Annotated in this window: 16 protein-coding genes; 10 read left to right on the forward strand and 6 right to left on the reverse strand. The window is 49.4% G+C overall.

Features of this window, described 5'->3' with window-relative positions; all coding sequences use genetic code 11:
• The 4 genes from EA392_02850 to EA392_02865 all read left to right on the forward strand — a co-directional run.
• Nucleotides 1-341: hypothetical protein (locus EA392_02850; protein TVR40908.1), on the forward strand; the 341-nt coding region annotated here is incomplete at its 5' end.
• A gap of 182 nt (nt 342-523) precedes the next feature.
• Nucleotides 524-5,227: a hypothetical protein gene (locus EA392_02855; GenBank protein TVR40909.1), complete on the forward strand. Its 4,704-nt coding sequence runs from the start codon at nt 524-526 to the stop codon at nt 5,225-5,227.
• A gap of 171 nt (nt 5,228-5,398) precedes the next feature.
• Complete coding sequence (locus tag EA392_02860; protein TVR40910.1) at nt 5,399-5,779, forward strand: hypothetical protein; 381 nt, start codon at nt 5,399-5,401, stop codon at nt 5,777-5,779.
• Nucleotides 5,776-9,501: a PKD domain-containing protein gene (locus tag EA392_02865; GenBank protein TVR40911.1), complete on the forward strand. Its 3,726-nt coding sequence runs from the start codon at nt 5,776-5,778 to the stop codon at nt 9,499-9,501. The genes EA392_02860 and EA392_02865 overlap by 4 nt, the downstream gene beginning before the upstream one ends.
• An 84-nt stretch (nt 9,502-9,585) precedes the next feature.
• Here the strand turns inward: EA392_02865 and gyrB are convergent, their stop codons facing one another.
• From gyrB to EA392_02880, 3 genes are all read right to left on the reverse strand, one after another.
• Entirely contained in the window at nt 9,586-11,541 is a 1,956-nt protein-coding gene (gyrB, locus tag EA392_02870) for a DNA topoisomerase (ATP-hydrolyzing) subunit B (GenBank protein ID TVR40912.1), read from the reverse strand.
• A 161-nt stretch (nt 11,542-11,702) separates the two neighbouring features.
• Nucleotides 11,703-13,400, reverse strand: a complete 1,698-nt coding sequence (locus tag EA392_02875; GenBank protein TVR40913.1) for a hypothetical protein — start codon at nt 13,398-13,400, stop codon at nt 11,703-11,705.
• Between the two features lie 13 nt (nt 13,401-13,413).
• Nucleotides 13,414-16,584 carry a hypothetical protein gene (locus EA392_02880; protein ID TVR40914.1) on the reverse strand — a complete coding sequence of 1,057 codons (3,171 nt, stop codon included), beginning with the start codon at nt 16,582-16,584 and terminating at the stop codon, nt 13,414-13,416.
• 173 nt (nt 16,585-16,757) lie between these two features.
• Between EA392_02880 and EA392_02885 the strand changes: the two genes are divergently transcribed.
• Complete coding sequence (locus tag EA392_02885; protein ID TVR40915.1) at nt 16,758-17,456, forward strand: ATP-binding cassette domain-containing protein; 699 nt, start codon at nt 16,758-16,760, stop codon at nt 17,454-17,456.
• Here the strand turns inward: EA392_02885 and EA392_02890 are convergent.
• Together EA392_02890 and EA392_02895 are read right to left on the reverse strand one after the other, a co-directional pair.
• Nucleotides 17,434-18,567, reverse strand: a complete 1,134-nt coding sequence (locus EA392_02890) for a glycosyltransferase (protein ID TVR40916.1) — start codon at nt 18,565-18,567, stop codon at nt 17,434-17,436. The two genes, EA392_02885 and EA392_02890, sit on opposite strands and share 23 nt — an antisense overlap.
• Entirely contained in the window at nt 18,560-19,678 is a 1,119-nt protein-coding gene (locus EA392_02895; protein TVR40923.1) for a glycosyltransferase, read from the reverse strand. The genes EA392_02890 and EA392_02895 overlap by 8 nt, the downstream gene beginning before the upstream one ends.
• Before the next feature lie 98 nt (nt 19,679-19,776).
• Here EA392_02895 and EA392_02900 point away from each other — a divergent pair, with 98 nt between their 5' ends.
• The 5 genes from EA392_02900 to EA392_02920 all read left to right on the forward strand — a co-directional run bounded on the left by EA392_02900 (nt 19,777) and on the right by EA392_02920 (nt 23,676).
• Nucleotides 19,777-20,790, forward strand: a complete 1,014-nt coding sequence (locus EA392_02900) for a UDP-N-acetylmuramate dehydrogenase (protein ID TVR40917.1) — start codon at nt 19,777-19,779, stop codon at nt 20,788-20,790.
• Between the two features lie 181 nt (nt 20,791-20,971).
• Nucleotides 20,972-21,688, forward strand: a complete 717-nt coding sequence (locus EA392_02905) for a PorT family protein (GenBank protein ID TVR40918.1) — start codon at nt 20,972-20,974, stop codon at nt 21,686-21,688.
• 41 nt (nt 21,689-21,729) lie between these two features.
• A complete protein-coding gene (locus EA392_02910; GenBank protein ID TVR40919.1) occupies nt 21,730-22,698 on the forward strand; it encodes a hypothetical protein in 969 nt (322 codons plus the stop codon).
• 16 nt (nt 22,699-22,714) lie between these two features.
• Complete coding sequence (locus EA392_02915) at nt 22,715-23,269, forward strand: inorganic diphosphatase (protein TVR40920.1); 555 nt, start codon at nt 22,715-22,717, stop codon at nt 23,267-23,269.
• Nucleotides 23,266-23,676, forward strand: a complete 411-nt coding sequence (locus EA392_02920; GenBank protein TVR40921.1) for a DoxX family protein — start codon at nt 23,266-23,268, stop codon at nt 23,674-23,676. The genes EA392_02915 and EA392_02920 overlap by 4 nt, the downstream gene beginning before the upstream one ends.
• A 550-nt stretch (nt 23,677-24,226) precedes the next feature.
• Here the strand turns inward: EA392_02920 and EA392_02925 are convergent.
• Complete coding sequence (locus EA392_02925; GenBank protein TVR40922.1) at nt 24,227-25,216, reverse strand: T9SS C-terminal target domain-containing protein; 990 nt, start codon at nt 25,214-25,216, stop codon at nt 24,227-24,229.
• Nucleotides 25,217-25,485: the final 269 nt, after the last annotated feature.

Raw genomic sequence — 25,485 nt, forward strand, 5'->3', positions numbered from 1 at the left:
CCTTTGACGGGTGTACCGACGAGGTGTGCTTACCGCTGGAAATTCACGGAGACTTCATCTTTTACATGCCCAACGCCTTTACCCCCAATGAAGACGGCATCAACGACCTATACGGACCTGTAATGGAAGGCATTGACCCATCCACCTACGAATTCTTCATTGTGAACCGCTGGGGCGAAACCGTGTTCTACACCAACGACGTGAACCAGAAGTGGAACGGAAGCGGTATGAACGGCTCCCACTACGCCCCAGACGGGGTATATACATGGAAGGTGAAAGTAAAATCACTCTACCGCACCGAGGCTGATGTGTTTACAGGGCATGTAACACTGGTGAGGTAAGAATCAAAACACAGATCCATTGTAGCAGTGATTGGCGTAGTCGAAGTCACCGCCACATCTTTGCTGTTCCATCATCTGGCTGATTTTGAACATTCATTTGTGCAACTTGAATTGTTGAATTTCGTCTGTGAATTGATGTTGCCTCACTACCTTTGCATTTCATTACGTGGAAATTCCATTCGGTGGGGTTAGTTGTTCGCAAATATTGGATGATTGCTTTCATACTGCTGGCCTACAGCGGTATTGAAACCAGTAAGGGCTTTGCCCAGTGCATCTTCAACACTGCATATACCCTCAACCCACCTCCCGTGAACGGGCAGTACGAACTTGGGCAAACTGTTCAGATTTGTGGGCAATTTAGTTACACCCAAAGTGGGTCAACCTGGGCGCACGGCATTGTACCTGTCATTCCGGCCGGATGGGAAATGAGCAGTTTACAGGTTCAGCCTCCCAATTCGTGCAGCGGAAATGGAGTTTGGGGCTGGTATAACAGCGTAACAGGAACTGCAGGAAGCGCAGGAACACACGGCCCCGGCATCTTTTACGACACAGGAGGTGATGGCAATCCCGGAAATAATTTTGGGGATAATTGCGCTTTTGGGGTTTTCAATTTCTGTATCACCCTAACCACCGTAACCGACTGCCAGAACGGTGCACTTGAGGGCACCAACCTCAATATTAACTTCCTGATTCTGGGCGACAATGCATCAGGTTCATGGAACAGTTTTTCATGCAACGTAAACGGTGATTTGCTGGCAGTTCCTCCCGCTCTTTCAGCCACACTCAATTGCTGTGCCGGTGAATCGCTCAGCGCTGAATTTTGCGACGGCTCAGACCCGCAGAATCTTTTTGATCTCTTTACTGAAAGTCCGGCCGGTGGAACCTGGTCAGCTCCGGGAGGAGGTGCATTTGATGGGGTGTTCATTCCAGGAAGCAGTCCTGATGGCACGTACAGTTATACCTTTGATGACGGCGATTGTGATGCTACTTCAACCGTTGAGGTGAGCACCTTTCCCGCTCCTGAAGCAGGAATCGGAAGTGCAGAGTCTTTCTGTGAAGGCACTCCTCCTTTCGACCTGTTTGACCTCATCACCAACGGAGATGCTGGCGGTGTCTGGACCTCACCCACAGGTACTGAGGTACCTCCAATATTCACCCCCGGTACATCAATGCCCGGAGTGTACATCTATACCGTAAGCACAGCCGGCTGCCCCGAAAGTTCGGCCGAAGTAGAAATCACCATTACCCCCAACGCCGATGCCGGTGAAGATGGAAGCGTTGTACTGTGCGAAAGCAATCCTCCAACTTCTCTTTTTGGCTTTCTGCAGGGCACCCCTGGAGGGGGTGGTTCATGGACAGACCCCCTGGGCGATCCTTTCAGCGGTGAGTTCAGCCCAGCTAATGACCTCCCCGGTTTATACACCTACACGGTGGGTAACGAGCCTTGCGATGGCTCCGCCACAGTGGATGTATCAATCATTGATGTACCCTTTGCCGGCAACGATGCCACAGTGGAAATTTGCAGCAACGCAGGCCCTATCGACCTATTCGACGCACTTCCGGGAGCTAATACAGGAGGTTTCTGGACTTCTCCTTCTGGCAATGTTTCTGGAAGCATGTTTACTCCGGGAGTGGATGAAACAGGCTCCTACACATACACGGTGGGAGATGCCTCTTGCAACGACGAGGCAACAGTTACCATTGCTGAACTTCCCCTGCCCGAGGCCACCGTTTCAGCAGATGATTTTTGCGAAGGAGCTGAATTGGAACTAAACTTTTCACTCAGCGGGCAAGGCCCGTTTGACCTGAGCTACACAGTGAATGGAGAGGAATTCAACTTGCAGAACATCAACAACGGCCATACCGAGAGTCATTCTCCTTCCGGTACCGTAACGATTGAGATCTTGCAGGTTTCAGATGCTAACTGCGTTAACACCGGTAATACCATTACGGCCCAACTCATTGAAGCCCCGGTTGCTGAAATAGATGGCGGCGGCGAATTATGCCCCGGACAAGACGGCTTGATCAGCTTTGTGCTTCCCACTAACCAAACCTTTGATGCAGTGTACACAGACGGAAGTACCAATTTTACACTTAACGGAATTACGAACGGACACTCTGTCTCAGTTTCGCCAGGAAGTAACACTACGTATACACTGGTTTCTGTAAGTTACGCTGAAGCGCCGTTTTGCGAAGGATCGGTAAGCGGAAGTGCCGTTTTTACCATTGTAGATGGTCCCGAAGCCACCATTTCAGGAAGTACCACTGTTTGCCTGGGTGAGCTGGCCTCGCTAACTTTCACCTTGGTTGGCAACGGTCCTTTCAACGTGGTATATACCGATGGTGAGGATAATTTCGGCCTGAACGGAATTCTAAACGGGCATCAGGAAAATGTCAGCCCGGACAATTCAACCACCTATACTTTGGTTTCGGTTGTGAGCACCAGCAACCCCGATTGTGACGGAACCGTATCAGGTGAGGCCACCATCACCATTGCTGAACCACCTGCATTTGGCAATCTGAATTTTTCATGCAATGCAACCAACGATGCCTACACGGTAAGTTTCACCATCAGCGGGGGCGACGCGGGAACGTACACTGTTGAGGGGGGTGGAACGATTACCGGTAATACCTTTACAAGCAACGAAATAAACAGTGGTGACTCTTTCACGTTTCTGATGGACGATGCAAACGGATGTGGCCCCGTAGTGATTGAAGGTGAACATGAATGCTCTTGTGATACCTGGGCCGGCACTATGCAAGGGGATGCGATCAGTGCCTGTGGCACAGAGGTGGCCAATGCCCTGCACAACGGTGATGAAGTACTTGACGGAAATGACGTACTTGCTTTTATCCTTCACGATTTGCCCGGTGAGGTAGTTGGGAACGTTCTGGGCCAAAACTCAGAACCATCTTTTAGCTACCAGGCCAATCTCAATTATGGCGAAACCTACTACATCTCACCGGTTGCAGGTAACCAACTTCCTGGTGGCGACATGGATTTAACGGATGAATGTCTTTCAGTAGGTGCAGGTACTCCGGTTGTGTTTCAGCTCACACCTGTAGCAAGCCTTTCAGGTGGAGGAGCGATTTGCGAAGGAGAAACTGCAACGCTTACAGTTACGTTGACCGGTACCCCACCCTGGAATATGGAGTGGGCGCTGAATGGAAATCCGGGTGGGAACTGGAGCGCTGCTGAATCTACCCTCTCCATAGAGGTGAGTGAAGGCGGAACCTATACCTTGTTGAGCGTAGAGGACGCGCATTGCATCGGAGACGTCTCAGGAACCGTCGAGGTAACAGCATTTCCGACACCTACGGCTACGCTGAGCAACGGCGGGCTGTTTTGCGAAGGTGATGACGAAGGTCCGCAGATAGCCTTTACCGGCACAGGTCCCTGGAGTTATGAATACGCCATCAACGGAGTTTCGCAGGGGGCGAATAACTCCAACTCGAATACGCTTACTTTGCAAGTAAGCAGCTCCGGCACCTACAGCTTGCTTGAGGTTTCAGATCAAAATTGCCCTGGCGAGGTGTCGGGTGTTGTGGAGGTCACCTTGCAGCCCTTGCCTACTGCTACCATTTCGGGAGGGGGTACGATTTGCGCCGATGAAACAGCCCTTATTCAGTTTAATGGATCCGGAGCTGGAAATATTACGGTAAGCTATCAGATCAGCGGCGGATCTACCCAAAACATCAGCCTTATCAACGGAGAAGGCACCATTGAAACCTCTAATGAAGGCATTTACACCATCCTCAGCGTGAGTGATGATTTTTGCAGCCAGAATATTCAGGGGCAGAACGTAACGGTGAGTGTTGTACCTCTGCCCTCGGCACAAATTTCGCTTCAACCGCCCATTATTTGCGAAGGCGAAACCACGCAATTGGTCATTTCCACAGGGCAAACGCAGGCTGTGGACTTGGTATTCAGCACGGGTTCGGAACTTGTGATTGAAGAGGGTGTAACCGGCATTTCTCAGACCATCCAACCTGAAGACGCAGAATTATTTACCCTTATTTCCGTTGCTTACAGCTCAGACCCATCCTGTTTGCAGGAAGTCAATCAATCTGTAACTGCACAGGTTCTTCCTTCCCCGGAACCTCCTATTCTGAGTGATGTTTTTCGGTGTACAAGCGACTCTTTTCCCGTAATTGGCACTCCAGCCTTGCCAGGACTCAGCTATTTATGGAGCCCGGCCGCCGGACTGAGCGACCCTACTTCATCACAGCCCACCCTTATTCTCGATGCCACAGGAAGCGAGCCCTTTAACCAGACCTACACCTTGGCTGTGAGCAATGGTGCTTGCACTGTTTTTAGCACAATGCTGGCCACTATTGACCCCGGGCCGCCGGCTTCGTTTAGCTACTCGCCCAATCCCGTCACCACCGATTTCACCGCGGTCTCTTTCAACCCTTCTGCATCCGGAAACCTATCCTATGCATGGACATTTGACGAACTGGGCACTTCTTCACAACGACGCCCAACATTTGTATTCCCCGAAGGGCAGGCAGGCTTCTACGAAGTGATGCTTGAAGTTACAAACAACGAAACAGGCTGCATCAACCAGCAGTTGCAGATAATCGAAGTGATTGGCAGGCTCGTGGTACACATTCCCAATGCATTTACCCCCGATGGCGATGGAATCAATGAACTATTCGGCCCGGTGATGCTCTACTATCGCCCCGAGACCTTTGAGTTTACCATCTTCAGTCGCAATGGCCAGGTGGTATTTCACACAACCGACCCCGGGCAAAAATGGAACGGCAGTGATCCGGGAGGGAATTACTACGGCATTAACGAGGTGTATGTCTGGACGCTCAAGGTTGGAAGCATGTTCAGCACAGAAATCAGTGAGTTTAAAGGCACCGTAACACTGATTCGGTAGGAGTATGATTTAGAAGGTGAATTCGGCCCCCATTCTATCCGTTGACTTCGTACCTTTGAGCCCAATATTGACGTGATTTTCAAAACAACTTGCTGCCAGTTTAATCGTCGAATATGTAACAGCATTATGAAGACTAAAATTCATTTTATACTCTCCTTCTTGCTCATAAATTTGACCCTGAGTTCTTCAGCCCAGGATGTATTGCAAGACCGATTTGGTGCAGACGCCATTGCATCTGTTCAGGGCTCTGAAAAGCTTGATTTTCTCGCCTATCAAAACGAACATGGATACGTGGTTCAAGATCTGCAGGGCATGAAAGATGTATCGGAGTTCCCCGATGCTTTAGAAGTGCAACCCATCAACAGCAACTACCCTCCGCTTACTGAGAGCATCCTTGATGCAGGCATTGACCTGTTTGCCTACGAATTTCAAGTAAGGCAAGACGATCACCAGTACTTTAAAATTGGCAACAGCGGAAAAGTGTTGGTAATCTATTCCAATGCATCTGTTATGGAGCAATTCAGATCTATACCTGAGAGTAATAACGAATGAAACAAACTAAACTTCTATTAGCCGTTCTTTTCCTGGCTGTTTTTCAATCAGCAGTGGGGCAGGATTTCCCTATCACAGATGGAACCGTAAACACTTGTGGCGGTTTATTCTATGATGATGGAGGAACAGGTGGGGGTCCTTATTCAACCACATCCTATACCTTTACAATCTGTCCTGATAACCCGGAAGACGTCGTTCAGGTTGAGTTTTTTGCATTCAGTCTTTGGACAAGTCCGAATCCGAACAACAGCGACAGGCTATTCATTTTCGACGGGCCGGACGCTACAGCCAATTCGCTGGGTTCTTACACCGGCACGCAACTTCAGGGGCTGGCGGTTACTGCAACCATCAACAACCCTTCAGGGTGCCTCACCTTCGTATTTCAGGCCAACCCCAACGGAAACACAGGGGGGCAGTTCCCCGGCTGGGAAGCACAAATTAGCTGTACTACACCATGTGCAACTCCCATTGCCGCATCTGTAATTTCCGATCCTGTGCCCAGTGGAGATGAGCAAAGTATCGGAGTTTGTATCGGCGATGTAGTTACCTTTTCGGACGATGGCTCGTTCGCTCAACCCGGATTTGAGATTGCCAACTATGTTTGGAATTTCAACGATGGGACGGTAGATGAAACCACGGGGCCTGTTGTTCAGCATAGCTTTGACGAGCCGGGCGAGTACATCGTAACGCTCACGGTAGTGGACGACAACGGTTGCTCAAGCCTTAACCTGGATCCATTACAGGTACTGGTAAGTACCGTGCCCATTTTTAATGTTGAACAAGACTTTGAAATTTGCTTGGGAGCAACTGCCAGTATTTCAGCCAATCCTGAGAGCATAACATGGACGGCTCTTCCACCCCAAGTGGTGGCAGGTATGACTTTTCTTGCAGATGGCGCAGGTTTCACCTACAGCACTGCACTGACATTCGATTTTTTTGAACCCGGAGCCACCCTGCAAAGCTGCGATGACTTTTTAGGGGTATTCGTCAACATGGAGCACTCCTTCCTTGGAGATTTGGGTATCACGCTGTCTTGTCCGGATGGTACAACAGTTAGCATCCTGAACTGGCCAAATGGTGGAGGAGCCACCTATCTTGGAGAGGCGGTGGATGATCCGCTTGATTTACCCGGCCAAAATGTACCCGGCATTGGTTACACCTACACCTGGACACCAACAGCAACGAATGGCAACGTCAATAACCAGCCGCCAAACGTGGTTACGTTTATGAATCAGGCGGGCTTTATGGACACCAATGACATTGTGCCTGAGGGCACCTATCAACCTGATGGCAACCTCTGTGACTTTGTGGGCTGCCCGCTCAACGGAAGCTGGACACTTACGATTACCGATAACCTGGCTATTGACAACGGTTACGTGTTCTATTGGGGAATTGACTTTAATCCGGAATATTTCCCCGACGTAACCACCTTCACACCGGTGATAGGAATGGGTAGCGACTCAACCTTCTGGGAGGGGCCTGATATTACCAATGTAAGTGCAGACGGGAATGCTATTGAAGTTACACCAACTGCAACCGGAACTTTTGAATACACCTTTACCGCCCTTAATAACTTTGGATGTGAACAAGATACTACCGTTACCATTTCAGTTGTACCCGGACCAGAAGCTGATGCCGGCCCCGATTTGGTTATTTGCGAAGATTCTCTGCAAATGGCAGGGGGCGTGCTCGGTGTTCCACCACCACCGCCTACTTGCGATTACACCCTCGAAATGATGGATACCTTTGGCGATGGGTGGAACGGCTTTTCTGTGACCATCGTACAAGACGGCGTTACGGTAGGAACCTACACTTTCAATACGGGTCTGCAAAGTACAGCCACCATCCCTCTGAACCATGGTTCAACCATTCAAATCAACACCCAAAGCGGAACGTGGGATAGTGAAGTTTCATACAACCTGGTAAATCCGGCCGGGGATGTGGTCTTTTCAGATCAGGGAACCATCCTTTCGGGAACGCCCATTCAGATTGGACAGAACATTTGGTCGGGCACGGTAGATTGTCAGCCCGAATCGCCGGATTACGCCTTCCAATGGAGTCCAACCACCGGACTTTCAGACCCCAACATCCCCGACCCGATGGTGATGGTAAACCAAAATACCACTTACACGCTTACAATTTGGGAGGTTGGATTTCCCGAATGCTCAACCGCTGATGAAGTTACAGTGACCATTCCACCTGAGGCGGATCCCGGCCAGGACAACGAAATTGTGGTTTGCTACAACGAACCGGAATTTTTGATGACCGACTCATTGGGTGGCACACCTGTGCTCACCGGTGAGTGGACAGATGCTGCCGGAAACGTGGTTGGAACTACTTTCAACCCATCAGATTATCCTGATGGGGCAAACTTTACCTACACCTACACAGTTACTTTCGGCCCATGTGTGAAATCGGCTGATTTGACCATTACTGTGCTCGAAGCCGGTAACCCCAATTGCTGTCAGACATTTGCCGATGCCGGACAAGGAGGAATAGCCTGCGATCTTAGCTTTACCCTCAACGCGCAACCCACCATTGGAACAGGAACATGGAGTGGACCCGACGGTGTTAGTTTCAACAATCCGAACAGCCCCAACACCGTGGTTACAGTTCCATCGCCCGGTGGAGAGTTTGTACTGACGTGGACAGATAACAACGGACTTTTCTGTGAAGAAAGTGACACTGTAACAGTGGTGTTTATGGATCCCGTAACAGCGGTACTCGCCCATACACCCGCAACCTGCCCGGGTGAATGTGATGCCATTGCCATCCTTACGCCTTCGGGAGGTTTAGGCGCTTATAACTACAACTGGTCAACAGGCACGGAAGGCCTCTCTTCTGAGGAAAGAACCGACCTTTGTGCAGGAGAACTCAGTGTTACTGTTACCGATGAATTCGGCTGCTCTGTGCAGGCCAATACAACCATCACTGAATCGCCCAGACCGGCTATTCAGGTTTCGGTTACAGACATTTCCTGTCACGGTCTATGCGACGGACAAATCCAGGTGATTTCTCCCGATGCTGTGCTCTACAGCTTTGACAACGGAATTACTTTTGATGTGGCGCCTTTCACCGAAGATTTATGCGCCGGAAATTACCAGGTAATTGTTGAAAATGCACTAGAGTGTACCAACGCCACCACAGTAACCATTACGGAGCCTATTCCGGTGGATGCACGGTTTACCATGTCGCCCAACCCCACCACATGGGACGAAACAACCATCCGGTTCTTTGACCAATCCATTCCACAGCCTTTTGAAAGCCACTTTTGGGTTTTTGACACGACCCAGGTTCTCGGAACTTCTACGGAGCAGAACCCTACTTTCACTTTCCCGAACACAGAGGCGGGCGTTTATCCGGTTACTTTGTGCGTGGAGTCGTCAGAGGGTTGTTTTGGTTGCGTTACGCACAATGTGATTATCAACGAAACGCTCTCTATTTTCATTCCGAACAGTTTTACTCCCAACGGAGACGGAATTAACGACCTGTTCAAGGTTGTGGCCAATTCTGATGAGTTCAAGGATTTTCAGATGCGTATTTTCAACCGGCAGGGTGAGCTTGTCTTCATCACCAACAATATCAACGAAGGCTGGAACGGTGCCTACGCAAGCGACCCCTACTATGTGAGCGACATGGTGTACATCTACGAAGTTCGCATCACATCCACCATTACGCTTGAAACCTACAAATACACCGGACACATAACGGTACTGAGATAAGACGAGGAAAAATATTCTAACTGGAAACGAAAAAGGTCAGCCGCGAGGCTGACCTTTTTTGCTCCGTTAACTTTAATTGTTGCGCTATGCGTCGATGTTGGCGTACTTGGCGTTGTCTTCAATAAACTGACGGCGCGGCGGAACATCGTCGCCCATCAGCATGGAGAACACGCGGTCGGCCTCAATGGCGTTGTCGATGGTAACCTGGCGTAATGTGCGGAACTCTGGATTCATCGTGGTATCCCAAAGTTGCTCTGCATTCATCTCTCCAAGACCCTTGTATCGCTGAATACCCACTTTGGTTTCATTGCCTTCACCTACAATTTCACGAATAATTTCATCGCGCTCTTTGTCAGACCACGCATAACGTTGCGTGTTACCCTTTTTGAGCAAATAAAGCGGTGGCGTCGCGATGTACACATATCCGTGCTCAATCAATTCCTTCATGTGGCGGAAAAAGAACGTAAGAATCAGGGTTTCGATGTGGCTACCGTCCACGTCGGCGTCACACATGATTACCACTTTGTGGTAGCGCAGACCTTCAATGTTCAGTGCTTTGCTATCGTCTTCGGTACCAATGCGCACCCCCAGGGCTGTGTAGATATTTTTGATTTCCTCATTCTCGAAAATCTTGTGTTGCATGGCCTTTTCCACATTCAGGATTTTACCGCGAAGTGGCATAATGGCCTGAAAGTTTCGGTCGCGACCTTGCTTGGCAGTTCCACCTGCAGAGTCTCCCTCCACAAGATACAACTCACATTTTGCGGGGTCTTTATCGGCACAGTCAGAAAGTTTACCGGGCAATCCTGAGCCGGTCAGAACATTCTTTCGTTGTACCATTTCACGCGCCTTACGCGCTGCGTGTCGGGCTGTTGCGGCCAGAATTACTTTTTGTACGATTGATCGCGCATCTGCCGGGTTTTCTTCCAGGTAGTTAGCCAGCATCTCGCTGACCGCCTGGCTCACTGGTGCAGTAACTTCGCGGTTTCCTAGCTTGGTTTTGGTTTGACCTTCGAACTGAGGCTCGGCTACTTTTACAGAGATCACTGCGGTAAGACCTTCACGGAAGTCATCGCCGGCAATTTCAAATTTTAGTTTACTGAGCATTCCGCTATCTTCAGCGTACTTCTTCAGCTGGTTGGTAAGCCCCCGTCGAAATCCGGCGAGGTGTGTTCCACCTTCGTGGGTGTTAATGTTGTTGACATACGAGAAGACATTCTCTGAGAAAGAAGTGTTGTACATCATGGCCACTTCAACGGGCACACCTCCGCGCTCACCTTCAATGTAGATCGGTTGAGCAATCAGTGCCTCACGGGTCTCGTCCAGAAATTCAACAAATTCCCGCAGGCCTCCTTCCGAATGATAGGTAACGCTATAGGCCTCACCCTCTTCGTTTACATTGCGCTTGTCGGTAAAGTGAATGGTAATTCCTTTGTTGAGAAAAGAGAGTTCACGCATGCGATTAGACAAAGTCTCTGCGCTGTACTCGGTGGTTTCGAATATGCTATCATCGGGTTTAAATGTAACGATGGTTCCGTGCTTATCGGTCGTGCCAATCTCACGCACATCGTACTGGGGTTTTCCGATTTTGTATTCCTGCTCATATACTTTACCGTCGCGGTGCACCTCCACGCGCAAATCCGTTGAAAGCGCATTCACACAGGAAACACCCACTCCGTGGAGACCTCCGGACACTTTGTAGGTATCCTTGTCGAATTTACCTCCGGCGTGAAGTACGGTCATCACAACTTCCAGCGCCGATTTCTTTTCCTTTTCGTGGTAGTCAACAGGAATTCCACGGCCATTATCTTCTACCGTAATGGAGTTGTCTTCATTGATTGCCACGAAAATGGTATCGCAGTAGCCGCCCATGGCCTCATCAATGGAGTTATCTACAACCTCGTAAACAAGGTGGTGCAATCCACGCACCCCCACATCGCCTATGTACATGGCGGGGCGCTTTCGCACCGCTTCGAGCCCTTCGAGTACCTGGATATTACTGGACGAATATCCGTTGTTTTTCTTCGTTTCTTCTGACATTTTTTGTTGCGTTTAAAACAGGTGGTCAAAGATACGAAATGACACCCCGACAATCACTCAAAACCCCTGTGATTATGCGGATTTTATTAACAATTGGCTGAGTTTATCACGCTCCATCGGTCACAGCCAAAATTTGCTTGCGAAATAGGGTGATTAAGGCCTCAAAATGCGAAGGAAAATCCGCCCATCAACAGGAAGCGTTGTACCGGAAAACGGTACCATCGCTCATAGCGCGCCGCAAAGAGGTTTCGCGCCTCTATGTATGCAGATAAGCGTTGGGTATAGCGGTATTCAAATCCGAGGTCGGCATCCACAAAGCCTTTGAGCCTCATAGAAAATGCATCGCCTGATGGTTCAGCACCCTGAACATCGAAAAGTGTACGAGCCAACCGATCGTCCTCAGCATGAATTCCGAACCGCACAAAGAGTTTCTTGCCCAGATTGTAATCTCCGGTAAAATCAAGTCGAAGATTGGGCAGATGCCACGCCTCTTCCTGTTCGCGCATAGAAAAAGATGTATAAGATCCACGCGCCGTGAGCATCAGTTTTTCGTGTCTCAGGAAGGTCAATTCTCCAAAAATGCGCAACTGGTCCACACGATCGTAAATCAAATCAAAACGGTTCTCATTGGAGAAAATCATGTCGTTCACCATAAAGGCAAAATCCCGGGTTCGGTTGTGTTTCAGGCCCACATTAAACGACACCGACCTACTCAATTTTCCGCGGAAACCTCCGTACAGTTCGTAGTCAACACTGGAATTGAACAGTGTTACATCGCCAAGCAGAAAGGGATTTTGCTGTGTGAGGCTGTGGTAGCTGTTGCGCTCCAATCTTCCGGTAAGACCCGCGTACGGAATCAGCATATCATCAAAGAAACTGTACTTCACCTCTACATCGGGGTAAAAATGGAAGCGCGCGGTGTTCGACATCTCCGAGTAAATACCGATACCAATCAACGCGTGCCACCTCTTGCCCTGCTTTACAATCTGCGGACGCAGCTTTAAAATGGCATTGTTGGTTACGCGCTCTTCGGAAACAGCTTGCGACCCCGTTTGCTCGGAGATATACGGAAACTCCACATTGGTCATGCGGTTGTAGTTGTTGTAATCCAACGAGGCATCAAGCGTGTAGAGGTCGTTGTTGATGAAACGTATCAGGTTGGCTGAAATCAGCACGTTGTTCTCACGGGCGTTGAATGCACTCATGTAGTGATAGTAGCGCGCGTCAATGTTGTGATTGAGCTTGGTGCTGTCGCGGTAGTAGCTGCGCCAGTTGGCACGTCCCTCCATGTAATTGTACACCTGTCGGATATCTGCCGAGTTGTAGTCAATGTCCTCGGGATTAAAACCGTAGTAATGTACCATGTTGCGCTCGTATTTGGCACCGATACTACCTTCGTGTTGCCGGAAAAACCGCCTTCCCCAGATATCTACTTCATTGTCGCTGTAACTGTTTTTGGCCACATCGTTAATTCCACCGTTGGAGGAGAAATGCCGCGCCAGTACTCCATAAGCCATGTTTCTTGATCGCTCGCTGTTGTAACGAAATTCAGCGAATGGCGTGGTGTACAAACCAATGCCTCCTTTGATGGAGCCCTTGTAGAGGCGGTCAAGGGTGCGGCGCAATCGCAATTGTGCTGCCTGAATCGTGTCGATATGGTACTCGGTTTCCGCGCGGGCCCCGATGGATTCGTAGCGGATATCCTCCGACTTCACTATGGTGTCTACCAATTGCGGGATATCGCCAATCTTCAAGGCGTTTTTCACGGCGTTTTCACGTACACCGGTAACAATCTGCGTTTCGTCGAACTGATCGTCTTGCGCTGCAAGCGGAAAAACCAACAGCACCAGCGCCAGCACAAAGAGAATGTGTTTATTCCTGCTCATCATCGGTTTGTGGATTGGTTCGCTGCCGGCGTTCTTCGCGGCGCTCTGTTTCTTCTTCCTGCTCCATCTCGTCAAAGATGCGTGTGTCTGAATCTTCGCCTCCCAGATCGAGTTGCATAACCCTGCGCTCTTCAGGTTGGGCGGCGGCCTTCTCAGCGTCGAGTATTTTGTTTAGACGTGAGGAGGCTTCTTCGCGCAATTTGGGATCTTCGGTGTTGTTGAGAATATTCTGCAACACGGCTTTAGCCTGGAAGGTATCATCGGTTGCCACGTAGGCATCTGCCAGCAGTATAAGGGCCTTGATTTTCCAGAATTCATACCCGGGATATTCCTTGATCAGCGCAAAGACGCAGGCTTCGCATGGTTTGTAGGCTTCCTTCTCAAAGTCTATTCGGCACAACCTGTACTTGGCCTCGGCACCTTCAGTGCCTTTGCTTTCGTTGTGCACCCTCGACAAGGATGTGCGGGCAAGATCAAAATCGCGGTTGTCAAAATGAACCTTACCCTGGATCAGCAATGCCTCAGTGATGATGGTGGCCGGTATGCCCTCGCTCTGAAGCACGGCGTCGGCGTACTTCAGTGCCTGCGTGTAATAGCCCAGCTTGTAATTGCAGCGCAACTGACCAATCAGCGCCTCCAGTGCATTAACCTTAAACTCGGCCACTTTTTCGAGCTGGGCATATTGGTCGAGGGCAGTTTCATAATGACCCAGGTTGTAATTGATAGACGAGGCTGCAAGTAATGCTGATTCTGAAAACTTATTGAGCGGCTGATCAATGACGTAATTGTATCCCACCAGCGACTCTTCGAAGCGTTTCTTTTCAAACAGACACTCCGCCATATAGAAGTTGGCATTGAGGGCAAAAATTCCGCCGGAATACTTTTCGAGGTAGTCTCTGAATCCGCCAATGGCACCCTCGCAGTCGCCGTTTACATACTTGTTTTCTGCCGCGGCGTAGGTGATGGAGTCGAGTCGCGTAGTGGTAACATCGTAAAACTTCAACCCCGACACCCAGGAGTTATACTCTTCAATACGCCCCAGTTCCACGTAAATATCTTCGATACGGGCAATGGCTTCGCGCGAATCGTCGAGGGTAGGAAACTGTTCAACAACCATTTTGAATGTCGCCAGGGCGTTCTCAAAATTTCGTTGACGGATTTGAATAAGTCCTTTCTGCAACAGCGCCCTGCGCACATATACGTTACCGCTGTAGTTCTCAATAATCTGGTTGAACTCGGTAAGCGCTTCGCTGTAGTTGCGCTGGTTCATGAGCACATTACCCAATTGGAAACGGGCCCCCACCACCAATGGTGAACTGGGGTATTCTTTAATCAGGCGTCGGAAGGTTTCCACCTGCCTGGTCTCATCACGCATCAAGCCGAAAGCCAGACCCATTTGATGAAGTGCGTAGTCGTTATCACTTTGGCCAATTGCCAGAGCCCTCTCATAGTACTTAACGGCCAGGGGGTAATCTTTTTCAACGATGTAGCAATCACCGATACGCAACAGGGCATCGTTCACGCGCCGGGAACCCGGTTTGGCGCTTTCCACGTACTTGCGAAGGTTAATGGCCGCCTGTGCGTATTGCCGGTTCATAAACTGGCAGTAACCGAGTCCGTAATATGCCTTTTCGTACACTCCGCTGGTGAAGGCACCGGGCATTTTGAGAAAGCCGCTGTAGAGTTTGGCTGCCTCATCGTATTCTTTTAGCTGGTAATTTGCCTCGGCCATCCAGTAAACTGAAAGCGCATTCAACTTAGGATCAATGGGGTATTTATTAACTCGCGCAAAGTAATCGAGCGATTCCCTGAATCTTCGTCGCTGAAAAAGTTGCACACCCTGGTTAAACGCCACCATCTGGTATGCCGATCGCACCCGGAAGTTTTTGTTCTCTATTCTATCCAGAGCATCCAGCGCGGCTTCAAAATTTCGGGTACTGATATAAATATCGAGCAGAAACTCGTATGCTTCTTCGCTGCGGGGAGAATTGGGGTACTTTTCCAGATAGTTGCGCAACGCGCGAATAGCCTCGTGAAAGGGGTCGAATGAGAGTTCGTATGCGAGTTTTGCGTAGCTGAAAAGGGCGTCTTCGGTTACAGCAAGATCGTGTTCGTAGGAGGCTGCGTTTTGAAAGGCGTTTCGGGCAAACGGTTTTTGATCGAGGGCAAGGTAGGCATGTCCCATGTGGTATGCGGTCATTTGCGAAAGCAGATCATCTTCCTCACTCACCTCGCTGAATCGTTCCAATGCGCGGGCAAATTCGCCGGTGCGATATAAGGCGTAGCCAAGTTGGTATGCGTCCTGTCGGTTGCGTCGGCCCGAATAAAGGTAGTGCTGCTCGAGGTAGGGAACGGCCTCTTCAAACATTTCCTTCTCAAAATAAGCCACGCCAATCAGTTTGGCTATGTCTTCACTTTTCTGAGCCTTTGTTGTGTCGAGCAGTGCAGGAGCATACTCCAGTAATTCGTCGAAGCGCCGCTGCATAAAGTAAATCTGCGCAATGTAATAAGGTACGATTCTCTTAAAAGAAGGGTCGTTTTGAATACGCTGAAAACTTTCGAGGGCTACCTGATAGTTGCCGCGCTCATAGGCGATGTGCGCGTAGTAGTATGTAGCCGGAATTTGAAAATCACCCGGCTCATCCTTTACCAGGTAAAACATGTTGTGTGCCCGGTCGAGATCTCCTACCCTGTAGTTGGAGTATCCTTTCTTGAACCGATATTCCACCAGTTCATCCGGCTCAACATCAGCCTCGGTGATTTTATCGAGGTATTTCACGGCATTGGGATACTGGCGGCGCTCAAAACTGTACCTGCCCAGCTCAAAATTGGCACGCGTTACCCATTTGCTTTCGGGAAACTCTTTGATGAAATGCGACATCAAATGCTCTGTGTCGCGATGGTAAAGACGCAGTGCGCAAAGGGCCTGCATGTAGCGCGCATCCACATGAATACGCATGTACTTATCGGGGATGCGCTTAACTACTTTGGTGAAGTACGGTTGAGCTGCTCCGTACTTGGCCCGGTCAAAAAGCGCCATTCCTTCGCGAAAATCCCGATCCTCATGCGTGAGAGAAGCTGGCTTCTGCGCAATCAAGTTCTGGCCTATGAAGCACAGAAACAATACAATAATGGCTCTTACCACGAGATGATGCATACTTTGAAATGACGCAGGTTAATCACGTTAAAAGTAGGCATGCTCCATCGGCTGGCTTTGAATGACAATCGTTTTTATCAACGTGACGATGTTAAAATTATTTCGGTAGCTTTAAGGCTTTACGCGCACAGGTTTTAACCTTTGAAATACGCACAATCCATAAGCACCCGAATATGTCCACAGAATCCAACATCATACAGCTCAACGATGTACAAATTTTTCAGCGTGATAACCTCGTACTGTCTGAAATTAACTTTGAGGTGAAATCGGGTGAGTTTGTGTACCTGATCGGGAAAACCGGGAGCGGAAAAAGCAGTCTGTTGAAAACATTGTACGGGGAATTACCACTTTCGGGCGGCACCGGTATTGTTGCTGGCTTTGACCTCAACAAGCTCAAGCGAAACAAAGTGCACTTGCTGCGACGCAAGTTGGGCATTGTTTTTCAGGATTTTGAGCTTCTGATGGACCGCTCGGTTATTGACAACCTGTTGTTCGTGCTAAAAGCCACAGGCTGGAAAGACAAAAAAGCGATGAACGAGCGCATGGAGCACGTGTTGCAACGCGTGGGCCTTGAAACCAAAGGGTTTAAAATGCCCCACCAACTATCAGGTGGAGAACAACAGCGGGTGGCCATTGCGCGTGCCCTTCTCAACGACCCAGAGCTGATTCTGGCCGATGAGCCTACGGGTAACCTCGACCCCGCAACCACGGAAGATATTCTTCAGCTCCTATTTGAGATCAGCAACAGCGGTCGGGCCGTGCTCATGGCTACGCATGACTATCAGTACATGACCCGGTTTTCATCGCGGGTGGTGGTGTGCGAGGGAGGCAGATTGCACGAACAGTCTGCTACTGCTCCTTCAGCTGGTTAATCCAATCCAAAAGCCTGGCTGCGTTGGTTTCGTTGCAGAAAGTTTCCTGCAAACCCCTGATCCGCGCCGCAAACTCCTCTTCTCCAAAAGGCAGGCGCATCAATGCCTCCATACTACCGATTATCTCCTCTGCGCTGTCTTTCACCACGCAATACTCCTCAAGACCTGTGTCTTTTACCATGGTAGAATTCACCATGCAGTAGCCACCGTTGTAGAGCGCAAAAAGCAGTTTTAACTTGATGCCCGTACCCTGGAAGGTGGGCAGCAGATTGATCCAGGCTCGTTGCACCCATTCACGAATGTCTTCGGTGTTGACATCCTGCAGCAAGGTTACATTATCGCATTCATTCACCAATCGAATTAACTCTACGGAAGCATTGTTGCCCGCAATCACCAGCGGAAACGGGCTATGGGCAAATACCTCCGATACCAAAAAACGTGCAGCTTTGTCGTTTTCAGCCACTCCGAGGTTTCCGTGGTACAGTGCAACCCGCTCCTTGTTTGGGTTGAATTGCCCCGAAAATTCGGGATGGAAAGCCGGCAGGTACTCCGTATTTCCGTAGCGACGGGAGAAATGACGCGTGTCGTTGGGAGAGATGGCCAGCAACAACTGAGCGTGACGCAGAACAGGCTCAAAAGCCTTGAGCTTCATGGTTTCGCGCGAGAAGTACGCTTTTTTGAATGCATTTTGTTCGGCACGCGCCAGAGCCAGGTAGTACTCGTGCTCTACGTTGTGATTGCGCACAAGCTTGATGCGATGAGCCAATTTGGGGTCGTCCAGGAAAAAGCAAGAATGCAGGCCCTCAAATAAAATGGGGTGCTGGTCTTGCAGAAGGCGTTGCAACAGCCCCCGGTGACTTCGCGAAACCACAATAAAAGGCAGTTTATGAAGCAAAAGGGTTTTGCGCGTTTTGCGCCTGTAGTACCAAACCTTGTGGCAGTATTTTTTGAGTTCGGCTTTGGGGCCACGGCCGTAATCAAAGCAGTGCAGGTGAATTTTTACCCCTAGTTTATGAAGTGCTTTTACCTTGTAATATACGTCAATGACCCCTCCGTAATCTGGAGGAGCGGGCACGTCGAAAGCTACGATATGGAGGTGATTTTCAGACAAGCGGTTTCCAGATCTCAAACAGCACTTCTTCCTGGTTTTCCCAGTTCAACGCCTGCGCTGCAAACTTAGTGTTTTCCCTCCATCGGTTCTGCGTTTCAGGCGTACTTAGAATTTTTTTAACGGCTTGTACAATGTGCTCCGGGCTGTGTTCTTCAAGCACTTCGCCTACGTCGTATGTCTTTACCACCTTGCTAATTTCTGGCAGATTGCTCACCAGCACCGGAATGCCTGCTCTCAGATAATCAAACACCTTGTTGGGCAAACTGAAACGATAATTGAGATTGGTGTCTTTATCGAGGCTGAGGCCAAGGTCTGCGTTCAGGGCGTATTGCATCATATCGGTGTAGGGCATTCTCGGCCGAAACAAGATCCGGTCCTCTACACCAACGGCTTTTGCCTGCATTTTGAGCTGTTCTACTACATCCCCACTTCCCACAATGGCCAGAAAACAGTGGGGTAACCATTTCATTGCTGCTACCATTTCTTCGGCGCCACGGTCCACATTGATCCCTGCTCCCTGAAGCACCATCACGAAGGCGTCGTCGGGCAAGCCGAGTTCGCTTCGGTTTAAAAAACGTTCAACGATCTGCCCGGTGGGGAGGTTCCGAACCACCTTTACGGGTACTCCATACTTTTCGCGGTAAATGTTTGCGATGGAGTCATTCACCGTGTACACGTGCTTCAATTTGGGAAAAATCCTTGTTTCAATTCGCTGCCAGATGCGCTGCACTCGTGGCCTGCCCGTAAGTTCAGGAACTTCGGTGTAATACTCATGGCTGTCGTACACCAATTGGCAGCGTTTAAATTTTGAAGCCAGGTAGTTGGCAAGCAGGGTATCAAGGTCGTTGGCAAGAAGAACATCTGCACGGTTGAAGAGCAGGAAGAAAAACAGGCGAAGATTGTATTCCGCATAAAATGCCGGTCCTTTGTTGAAGAACAGCTTCATGCGAATACATCGGTAGGGGCGGTCGAGCGGCAAGCTATCGGGCAGAGCGCGTCCGATGAGCAAAACCTCAGCACCGAGCTTGCGGATGCTTCCAATCACCTTGTCAACCCGCTGGTCTGTTGACAAATCATTGGTTACCGATACGATGACGCGCTTCACAGGCAGCGAAGATACGGCATGCCTTTGTTCTGCTACACTCTTGTGTTGATAAGATTCGTGAAGGCCAAAGCCCTTCTGGCTTCGAGCCGCTAATTTTGCAGGCGATGGAAGTATTGAGCAACGTTTCACTTCGCCCCTACAACACCTTTGGTATAGACGTGTCTGCACGCTGGTTTGCAAATGTAAAGAGCGACGAAGAACTGCGCGCATTGCTGACAGATACGAGCTTTGAAAGTAGCCTGCGACTCATCCTGGGAGGGGGCAGCAACCTGCTGTTCACACGTCCGGTAAACGGGCTGGTGGTGAAAATGGATTTTATGGGTCGGCACATTGTGGCAGAGGATGAAAACCACGCAGTAATCGAAGCCGGAGCCGGAGAAAACTGGCATGAGCTGGTGCGATGGAGCATCAGCCAAAAGTTGGGTGGATTGGAAAATCTCTCGCTCATACCCGGTAATGTGGGTGCCAGCCCCATGCAGAACATAGGTGCCTATGGCGTTGAGATTAAGGATTGCTTCCATTCATTGGATGCCATTGAACTGGCAAGCGGAGATCTGCGCACGTTTACCGCTGCGGAATGCGCATTTGCCTACCGCGAAAGTGTGTTTAAGCGGGCCCTGCGCGATCAATACGCCATTGTGCGGGTGCGTTACACCTTAAGCAAAAAGCCCACATTCAACATCAGCTACGGCGCCATTGAGCAGGAACTCGAAAAAATGGGCGTACAAGAACTTACACTGGATGCCGTAAGTCAGGCCGTCATCAACATCCGCCAGAGTAAACTCCCCGACCCCAAAGTGCTGGGCAATGCGGGCAGTTTTTTCAAAAACCCCGTTGTATCAGAGAGCGATTTTGAGCGCATCAAAGCAGAGCACCCCGATGCCCCCCACTACCCTGCTCCGGGCGGTGTAAAACTTGCAGCAGGCTGGTTGATAGAACAATGCGGCTGGAAGGGCAAACGAGTAGGCAACTGCGGCATGCACCAAAAGCAAGCACTTGTTCTGGTAAACTATGGCGGAGCGAGCGGTGAAGAGCTTCACGCACACGCACTTCGGGTGCAGCAATCTGTGCTGGACAAGTTTGGTGTAAAGATGGAGCAGGAAGTGAATTTGGTTTGAGTATCCCATCCTTTTCTGTTTTTGGGCGGTCAAAAACGCAGTAGCCCGGCAGGGATCCTAATGTTATCTACTCTCTTTCAGACCGTAATAACTTCAAAGAAAAAGGACTGCCGAAAGCCGGGTTGGTGATGGAAATTGAACCCGTAAGGGTGTGAAGAAATGCCACAATTTTGTCGTTTTTATGCCTCGTAAAGCAACGCTAACCCAAAAAATGCTGGCAACTCAAGTTTTAAAGTATCTTTGTGTTGTTGAGTACGTACAACTCAGAGCTGTGAACAAACGAATTACACTCCGAACCTTGTTCTGTATGGCGGCACTGGTCCTCGCCACGAGCGGCTATGCGCAAAAACTCAAGGTTCATTTACAGGGTGGCATACACGCTTCGCAGGTCAATACCGACAACGACAGCATTTCTACGGTGGGGATGCTGGGCGGGTACAATCTCGGTATGGATTTGAGAGTGGGTGCCTCAGGCAGCTGGATTTACTTTCAGCCCGGAGCCCATTTTTACCAGGCGCGCATGCGTGTAAATGAGCTCAACGACCTCACCGACCTAAGCAACTACACCGATGCCGAACTGCAGGTAAGTCAACTTAAAGTACCCCTAAACTTTGGGTTCTATGTTACCGGTACGGATGGCCTGTTGCGTGTGCGTGCCAGTGCAGGCCTTGTAACCTCTGTGGTGCTTGACCAAAGTGATGATTTGCGCCTGAGCAAGGCGGCTACCGAGTTCTCCACTTTTGGCGTGGGTGTAAATGCCGGACTGGGCATTGACTTCACGGTACTTACCCTCGACCTTCGATACGAACACGGCTCAACCCGCATGTACCAGGGCGGAAATGCCAACATGAATTTCATTTCCCTTACCGCCGGCTTTGTTATTCCGCCCAGTCTTTAAAAGACCTCGCCTTCAAAGCCGTTTTTCTACCTTTGTCGTACATGAGACTTTCTCGTTCAGCGGTACTCTTCTGCACGATTACTTTTGTGCTTTTAACTGGATGTCAGGGACTAAAATACAGCTCCTTTCAAAATCAACTCGCCAATAGCAGTTGCCAGATTCAAACCCAAAGCCAAAACAACCACTGGCAACCCGACAGCGTTCCGATTCTTCGTCCGGAAATGCTCAGCGAACGGAGTGTTTTAATGGCGGAAGTTCTGGGCATCAATGGATTGATTAATCAATTCCACCGTATTCTGCTGACTCAAAAACAAGAGCCTGATGATTCCAATCGGATTCAATTGCTGGAAAGCTATATGCGCATTCAGCACCGCATTCAGATAGCCTCACTGGCTGTTTCGGGAATTGCATCTGAATTGGACTGCGAAGAAGAACGCTGCGACCAGATTGCCACCTACATCAGTGGTATAGAGAGTCGTCGTGAAACCCGTCTCACGGTATCGGCCATTACCATCGGAGCATTGGGCGCGATTGTATCCGGCGTATTGCTGCTCAACAACCCCGAGACCATTTCTGTAGAATACATCGGTATTGGCGTTGGTGTAACGGAAGCCGTACTAGGGGTATTTATCCTCAAAAGCGGCAATGAAGTTGAGTTTCACCACCCGCGCAACCCACTCAAAGCTATCTGGACAGGAGAAGACAAGGATGGAATTTTCCCGTCTTTTGTTTGGAGATATCTCAACCACCCGAAGATCTCTGACCATCCCGAGTTCACCCTTCGCGATCAGATTGTAGGACGCTGGATAAGCTTCAGTCAGTTCGATTTGAAATCCCCCAAAAAACAACAGGAGTTTGAGCAAAAGTATTTCGGTGAAATTGGTAAATACAGCTCCGACGAATTGTTTTACCGCGCCGATATGCACGACCAGGTTGAATCAAACGTAAACCTTGTAAAACAGGACCTCACTCAACTGGCTTTGGAACTTGAAAGCCTCATTTACGAATAACTAAAAAACAGATACTATGCCCCACCCCTGGCACCACATTTCCCCAACCGCCAAGAACAATCCCGATGCCGTAATGGGCATCATTGAAGTACCATCCGGCTCCAAGGCTAAGTACGAGCTGCACAAGGAAACCGGCTTGATTACGCTGGATAGAATGCTCTACGCCGCCATGCACTATCCTGCAAACTATGGCTTTATTCCACAGTCCTACTGCGACGACAAAGACCCGTTGGATATCCTGGTGATTTCGCAGGCTTCACTCGTGCCCCTTTGCGTGGTGGAATCTGTCCCCATCGGGGTGATGCGTATGCTGGACCGCGGCGAAACCGACGATAAAATCATTGCAGTGGCTGCCGGCGACCCCATGTTCCAGCATATACGCGAAATCAGCGAGCTGCCGCCACCGTTTATCTCAGAACTGCGGCACTTTTTTGAGTACTACAAAAAACTCGAAAAGAAAGAAGTTAAGGTTGAGGATTTTCAATCGCGCTCCGTAGCCATGCAAATCATCCAGGAGAGTTTCGACCTTTACCGGGAAACTTTTGGTGCAACCTCTGAATATAAGACATGAAAATTCTCCTGAAACAACAAGCCTACCCGAGTCTGCTCAACTTCTCGCACGTGTTGCTGCGCGTGGGACTAGGTCTATTTATGCTTACCCACGGATATCCTAAGCTGGAAAAACTACTGAGTGGCTCGCAGCAATTTCCTGACCCGCTTGGCATTGGCGCCCTCCCTTCGCTGATACTCGCTGTTTTTGCTGAGGTATTTTGCTCAGCCCTGGTAGCGCTCGGACTGCTCACCCGCTATGCTGTCATTCCACTGATTATTACCATGATTGTTGCAGCTTTTGTAGCCCACGCCGGCGACCCCTTTGGCAAGCGCGAAATGGCACTTTTGTATCTTTTGGGCTACGTCGTGATTTTTGCCCGCGGTAGCGGCAAATTCTCGCTTGATCAACTTTTTGGAATTCGGTAAGGGAGCTTGAGCCAATGAGCCAATTAGACGATTAGACGATTAGACGATTAGCCAATAGGAACCAGGCTGGTTGAGAATTCAGAAAATGAAGAAAGCAAAAACCCCCGCCGCAATACCTGCTTCGGGGGTTTAAGTAGTGCTATTCGAGAGTTTCATGCCATCAGTCTTGAACCTTTATCGCCCGTTTTACAAGCAGTTCATCATCCACAAACAAGGTGTAGTGATACGTTTTCCACACAAGCACCGCTGCGCTAATGCTTGCGCGAGAGGGGGTTTTGAAAGGTGCCGACACCAACATTACCGTATTGCAGAATACTCATGCGGTTGGTATTGTTGGTTGAAAAGAACATGGGAAAATTAGCACGATGGCGGATATCCAACGCTATGGTACTGGCAGCATCCGCGCCAAACCATTCGCCTCCTAAAATCGTGTTTCCATTTGTGTTCCAATGTTGTCCACTTGAATGGGCTGTCACTCCAATAAGTAACACCCCAGCTAATAGGTATTGAATTGTATTTTTCATCTTGTTGATTGTTGTGCCTTTACCGCTCAACGCACAACCACCAGTTTTTTTCGCTCAAGTTCTTTCGCTGTTCTAATTTCCAGAATGTAAATACCCGATGGAATTCCAGACAGATCCATTGAAATTTTGTTACTCCCGTGAGGTTCTTCACTCCTTATCCATTTGCCGGAAAACTCTTGTAAACCGATACTCAAAATCGTACTTGAAGATTCTACATAAACAAGATCTCTGGCTGGATTGGGGTACATTTTAACCTCATTCCTGGTACTCAGACTTTCATCATGATAGGTAGCCACGTCACAGACCGGAAATCGGGATACGCAAACGTCATCGATGAAGTAATACGAACCCAATCCTCCCAATGGATGCGGGTGGGTGACTATCACATCAAGAGAATCAAAGTCATAAAACACTCCTAACCCCATATGGGTATATGCCTGGTCTGCCACGAACGACCCGGAAATGGTTACCCAATTCTCAGTATCCGAAACAATATTTTGTTCATAGATATGAGCAAAATTGGGTATCGAAAGTGGATTCTGTTGCCAATGGTAATCCTGGGTGGTGAAATACGCACCCATCCTGTTGCATGCAGTGGTGATCCAATAGTAATGTCCGAATTCTGCCGAACTTATTTTAAAGGACACATAATAGGTTTCTCCTAACTCCAAGGGCTCCAGCAATTGACAGCCAAGATACTCTCTAAAGTTTTCGGTGGCACCCACCTGCCCGTGAGCAAATAGCCCAGCATAAGATTCTCCATCTGCTGGCCATTGATATCCTAGACCATTCCAGGGCACCCATCCCAATGAGTCACTGAAATTCTGTGGGTCCACACAAGTACTGAAAAGGTCTGGTGATTGAGCCCATCTTTCCCACCCTAAGGCCACCGTACCATTAAAGGTACTCGGGCAGCCATCTACAAACTCTTCAAAACTATGGTTGGGTACTAAATTTTGAGCAAACAAGTTGCTTGAGGCAAGCAACAGCAAAAGCGAAAAAAACCGTGTTGTCATTGATATGCGATAAAAGCGGTTTGTTAATTTGATTGTTTGAACCCTGTGGGTTCAAGATTTAACCTGCTCAAACAAGCGGGCTAAGGATACTTTTTGGTTTGAATGTTCAGCGCGGCAAGCGCGCTATGGCGGATGCCCGCAAAACCTACACAGTAATGCGTACCTTGCAGGGCTATAAACTAATGTAGCCCGTAGCCCGTAGCCCGTAGCTGGTATATTGCTGTTTATGGTTCATTTGGTGTAGTTGGTGGATTAAAGGTAAACATTCG

The organism is Cryomorphaceae bacterium (assembly GCA_007695365.1).
In the GTDB taxonomy this organism is placed as follows: Bacteria; Bacteroidota; Bacteroidia; order Flavobacteriales_D; family SKUL01; genus SKUL01.

What these genes read in the sequence shown, in the direction of transcription:
- EA392_02865 (TVR40911.1), top strand. Translation starts at nt 5,776, where the DNA reads ATGAAACAAACTAAACTTCTATTAGCCGTTCTTTTCCTGGCTGTTTTT.
- gyrB (TVR40912.1), bottom strand. Translation starts at nt 11,541, where the DNA reads ATGTCAGAAGAAACGAAGAAAAACAACGGATATTCGTCCAGTAATATC.
- EA392_02880 (TVR40914.1), bottom strand. Translation starts at nt 16,584, where the DNA reads ATGCATCATCTCGTGGTAAGAGCCATTATTGTATTGTTTCTGTGCTTC.
- EA392_02885 (TVR40915.1), top strand. Translation starts at nt 16,758, where the DNA reads ATGTCCACAGAATCCAACATCATACAGCTCAACGATGTACAAATTTTT.
- EA392_02900 (TVR40917.1), top strand. Translation starts at nt 19,777, where the DNA reads ATGGAAGTATTGAGCAACGTTTCACTTCGCCCCTACAACACCTTTGGT.
- EA392_02905 (TVR40918.1), top strand. Translation starts at nt 20,972, where the DNA reads ATGCCTCGTAAAGCAACGCTAACCCAAAAAATGCTGGCAACTCAAGTT.
- EA392_02910 (TVR40919.1), top strand. Translation starts at nt 21,730, where the DNA reads ATGAGACTTTCTCGTTCAGCGGTACTCTTCTGCACGATTACTTTTGTG.
- EA392_02915 (TVR40920.1), top strand. Translation starts at nt 22,715, where the DNA reads ATGCCCCACCCCTGGCACCACATTTCCCCAACCGCCAAGAACAATCCC.
- EA392_02920 (TVR40921.1), top strand. Translation starts at nt 23,266, where the DNA reads ATGAAAATTCTCCTGAAACAACAAGCCTACCCGAGTCTGCTCAACTTC.
- EA392_02925 (TVR40922.1), bottom strand. Translation starts at nt 25,216, where the DNA reads ATGACAACACGGTTTTTTTCGCTTTTGCTGTTGCTTGCCTCAAGCAAC.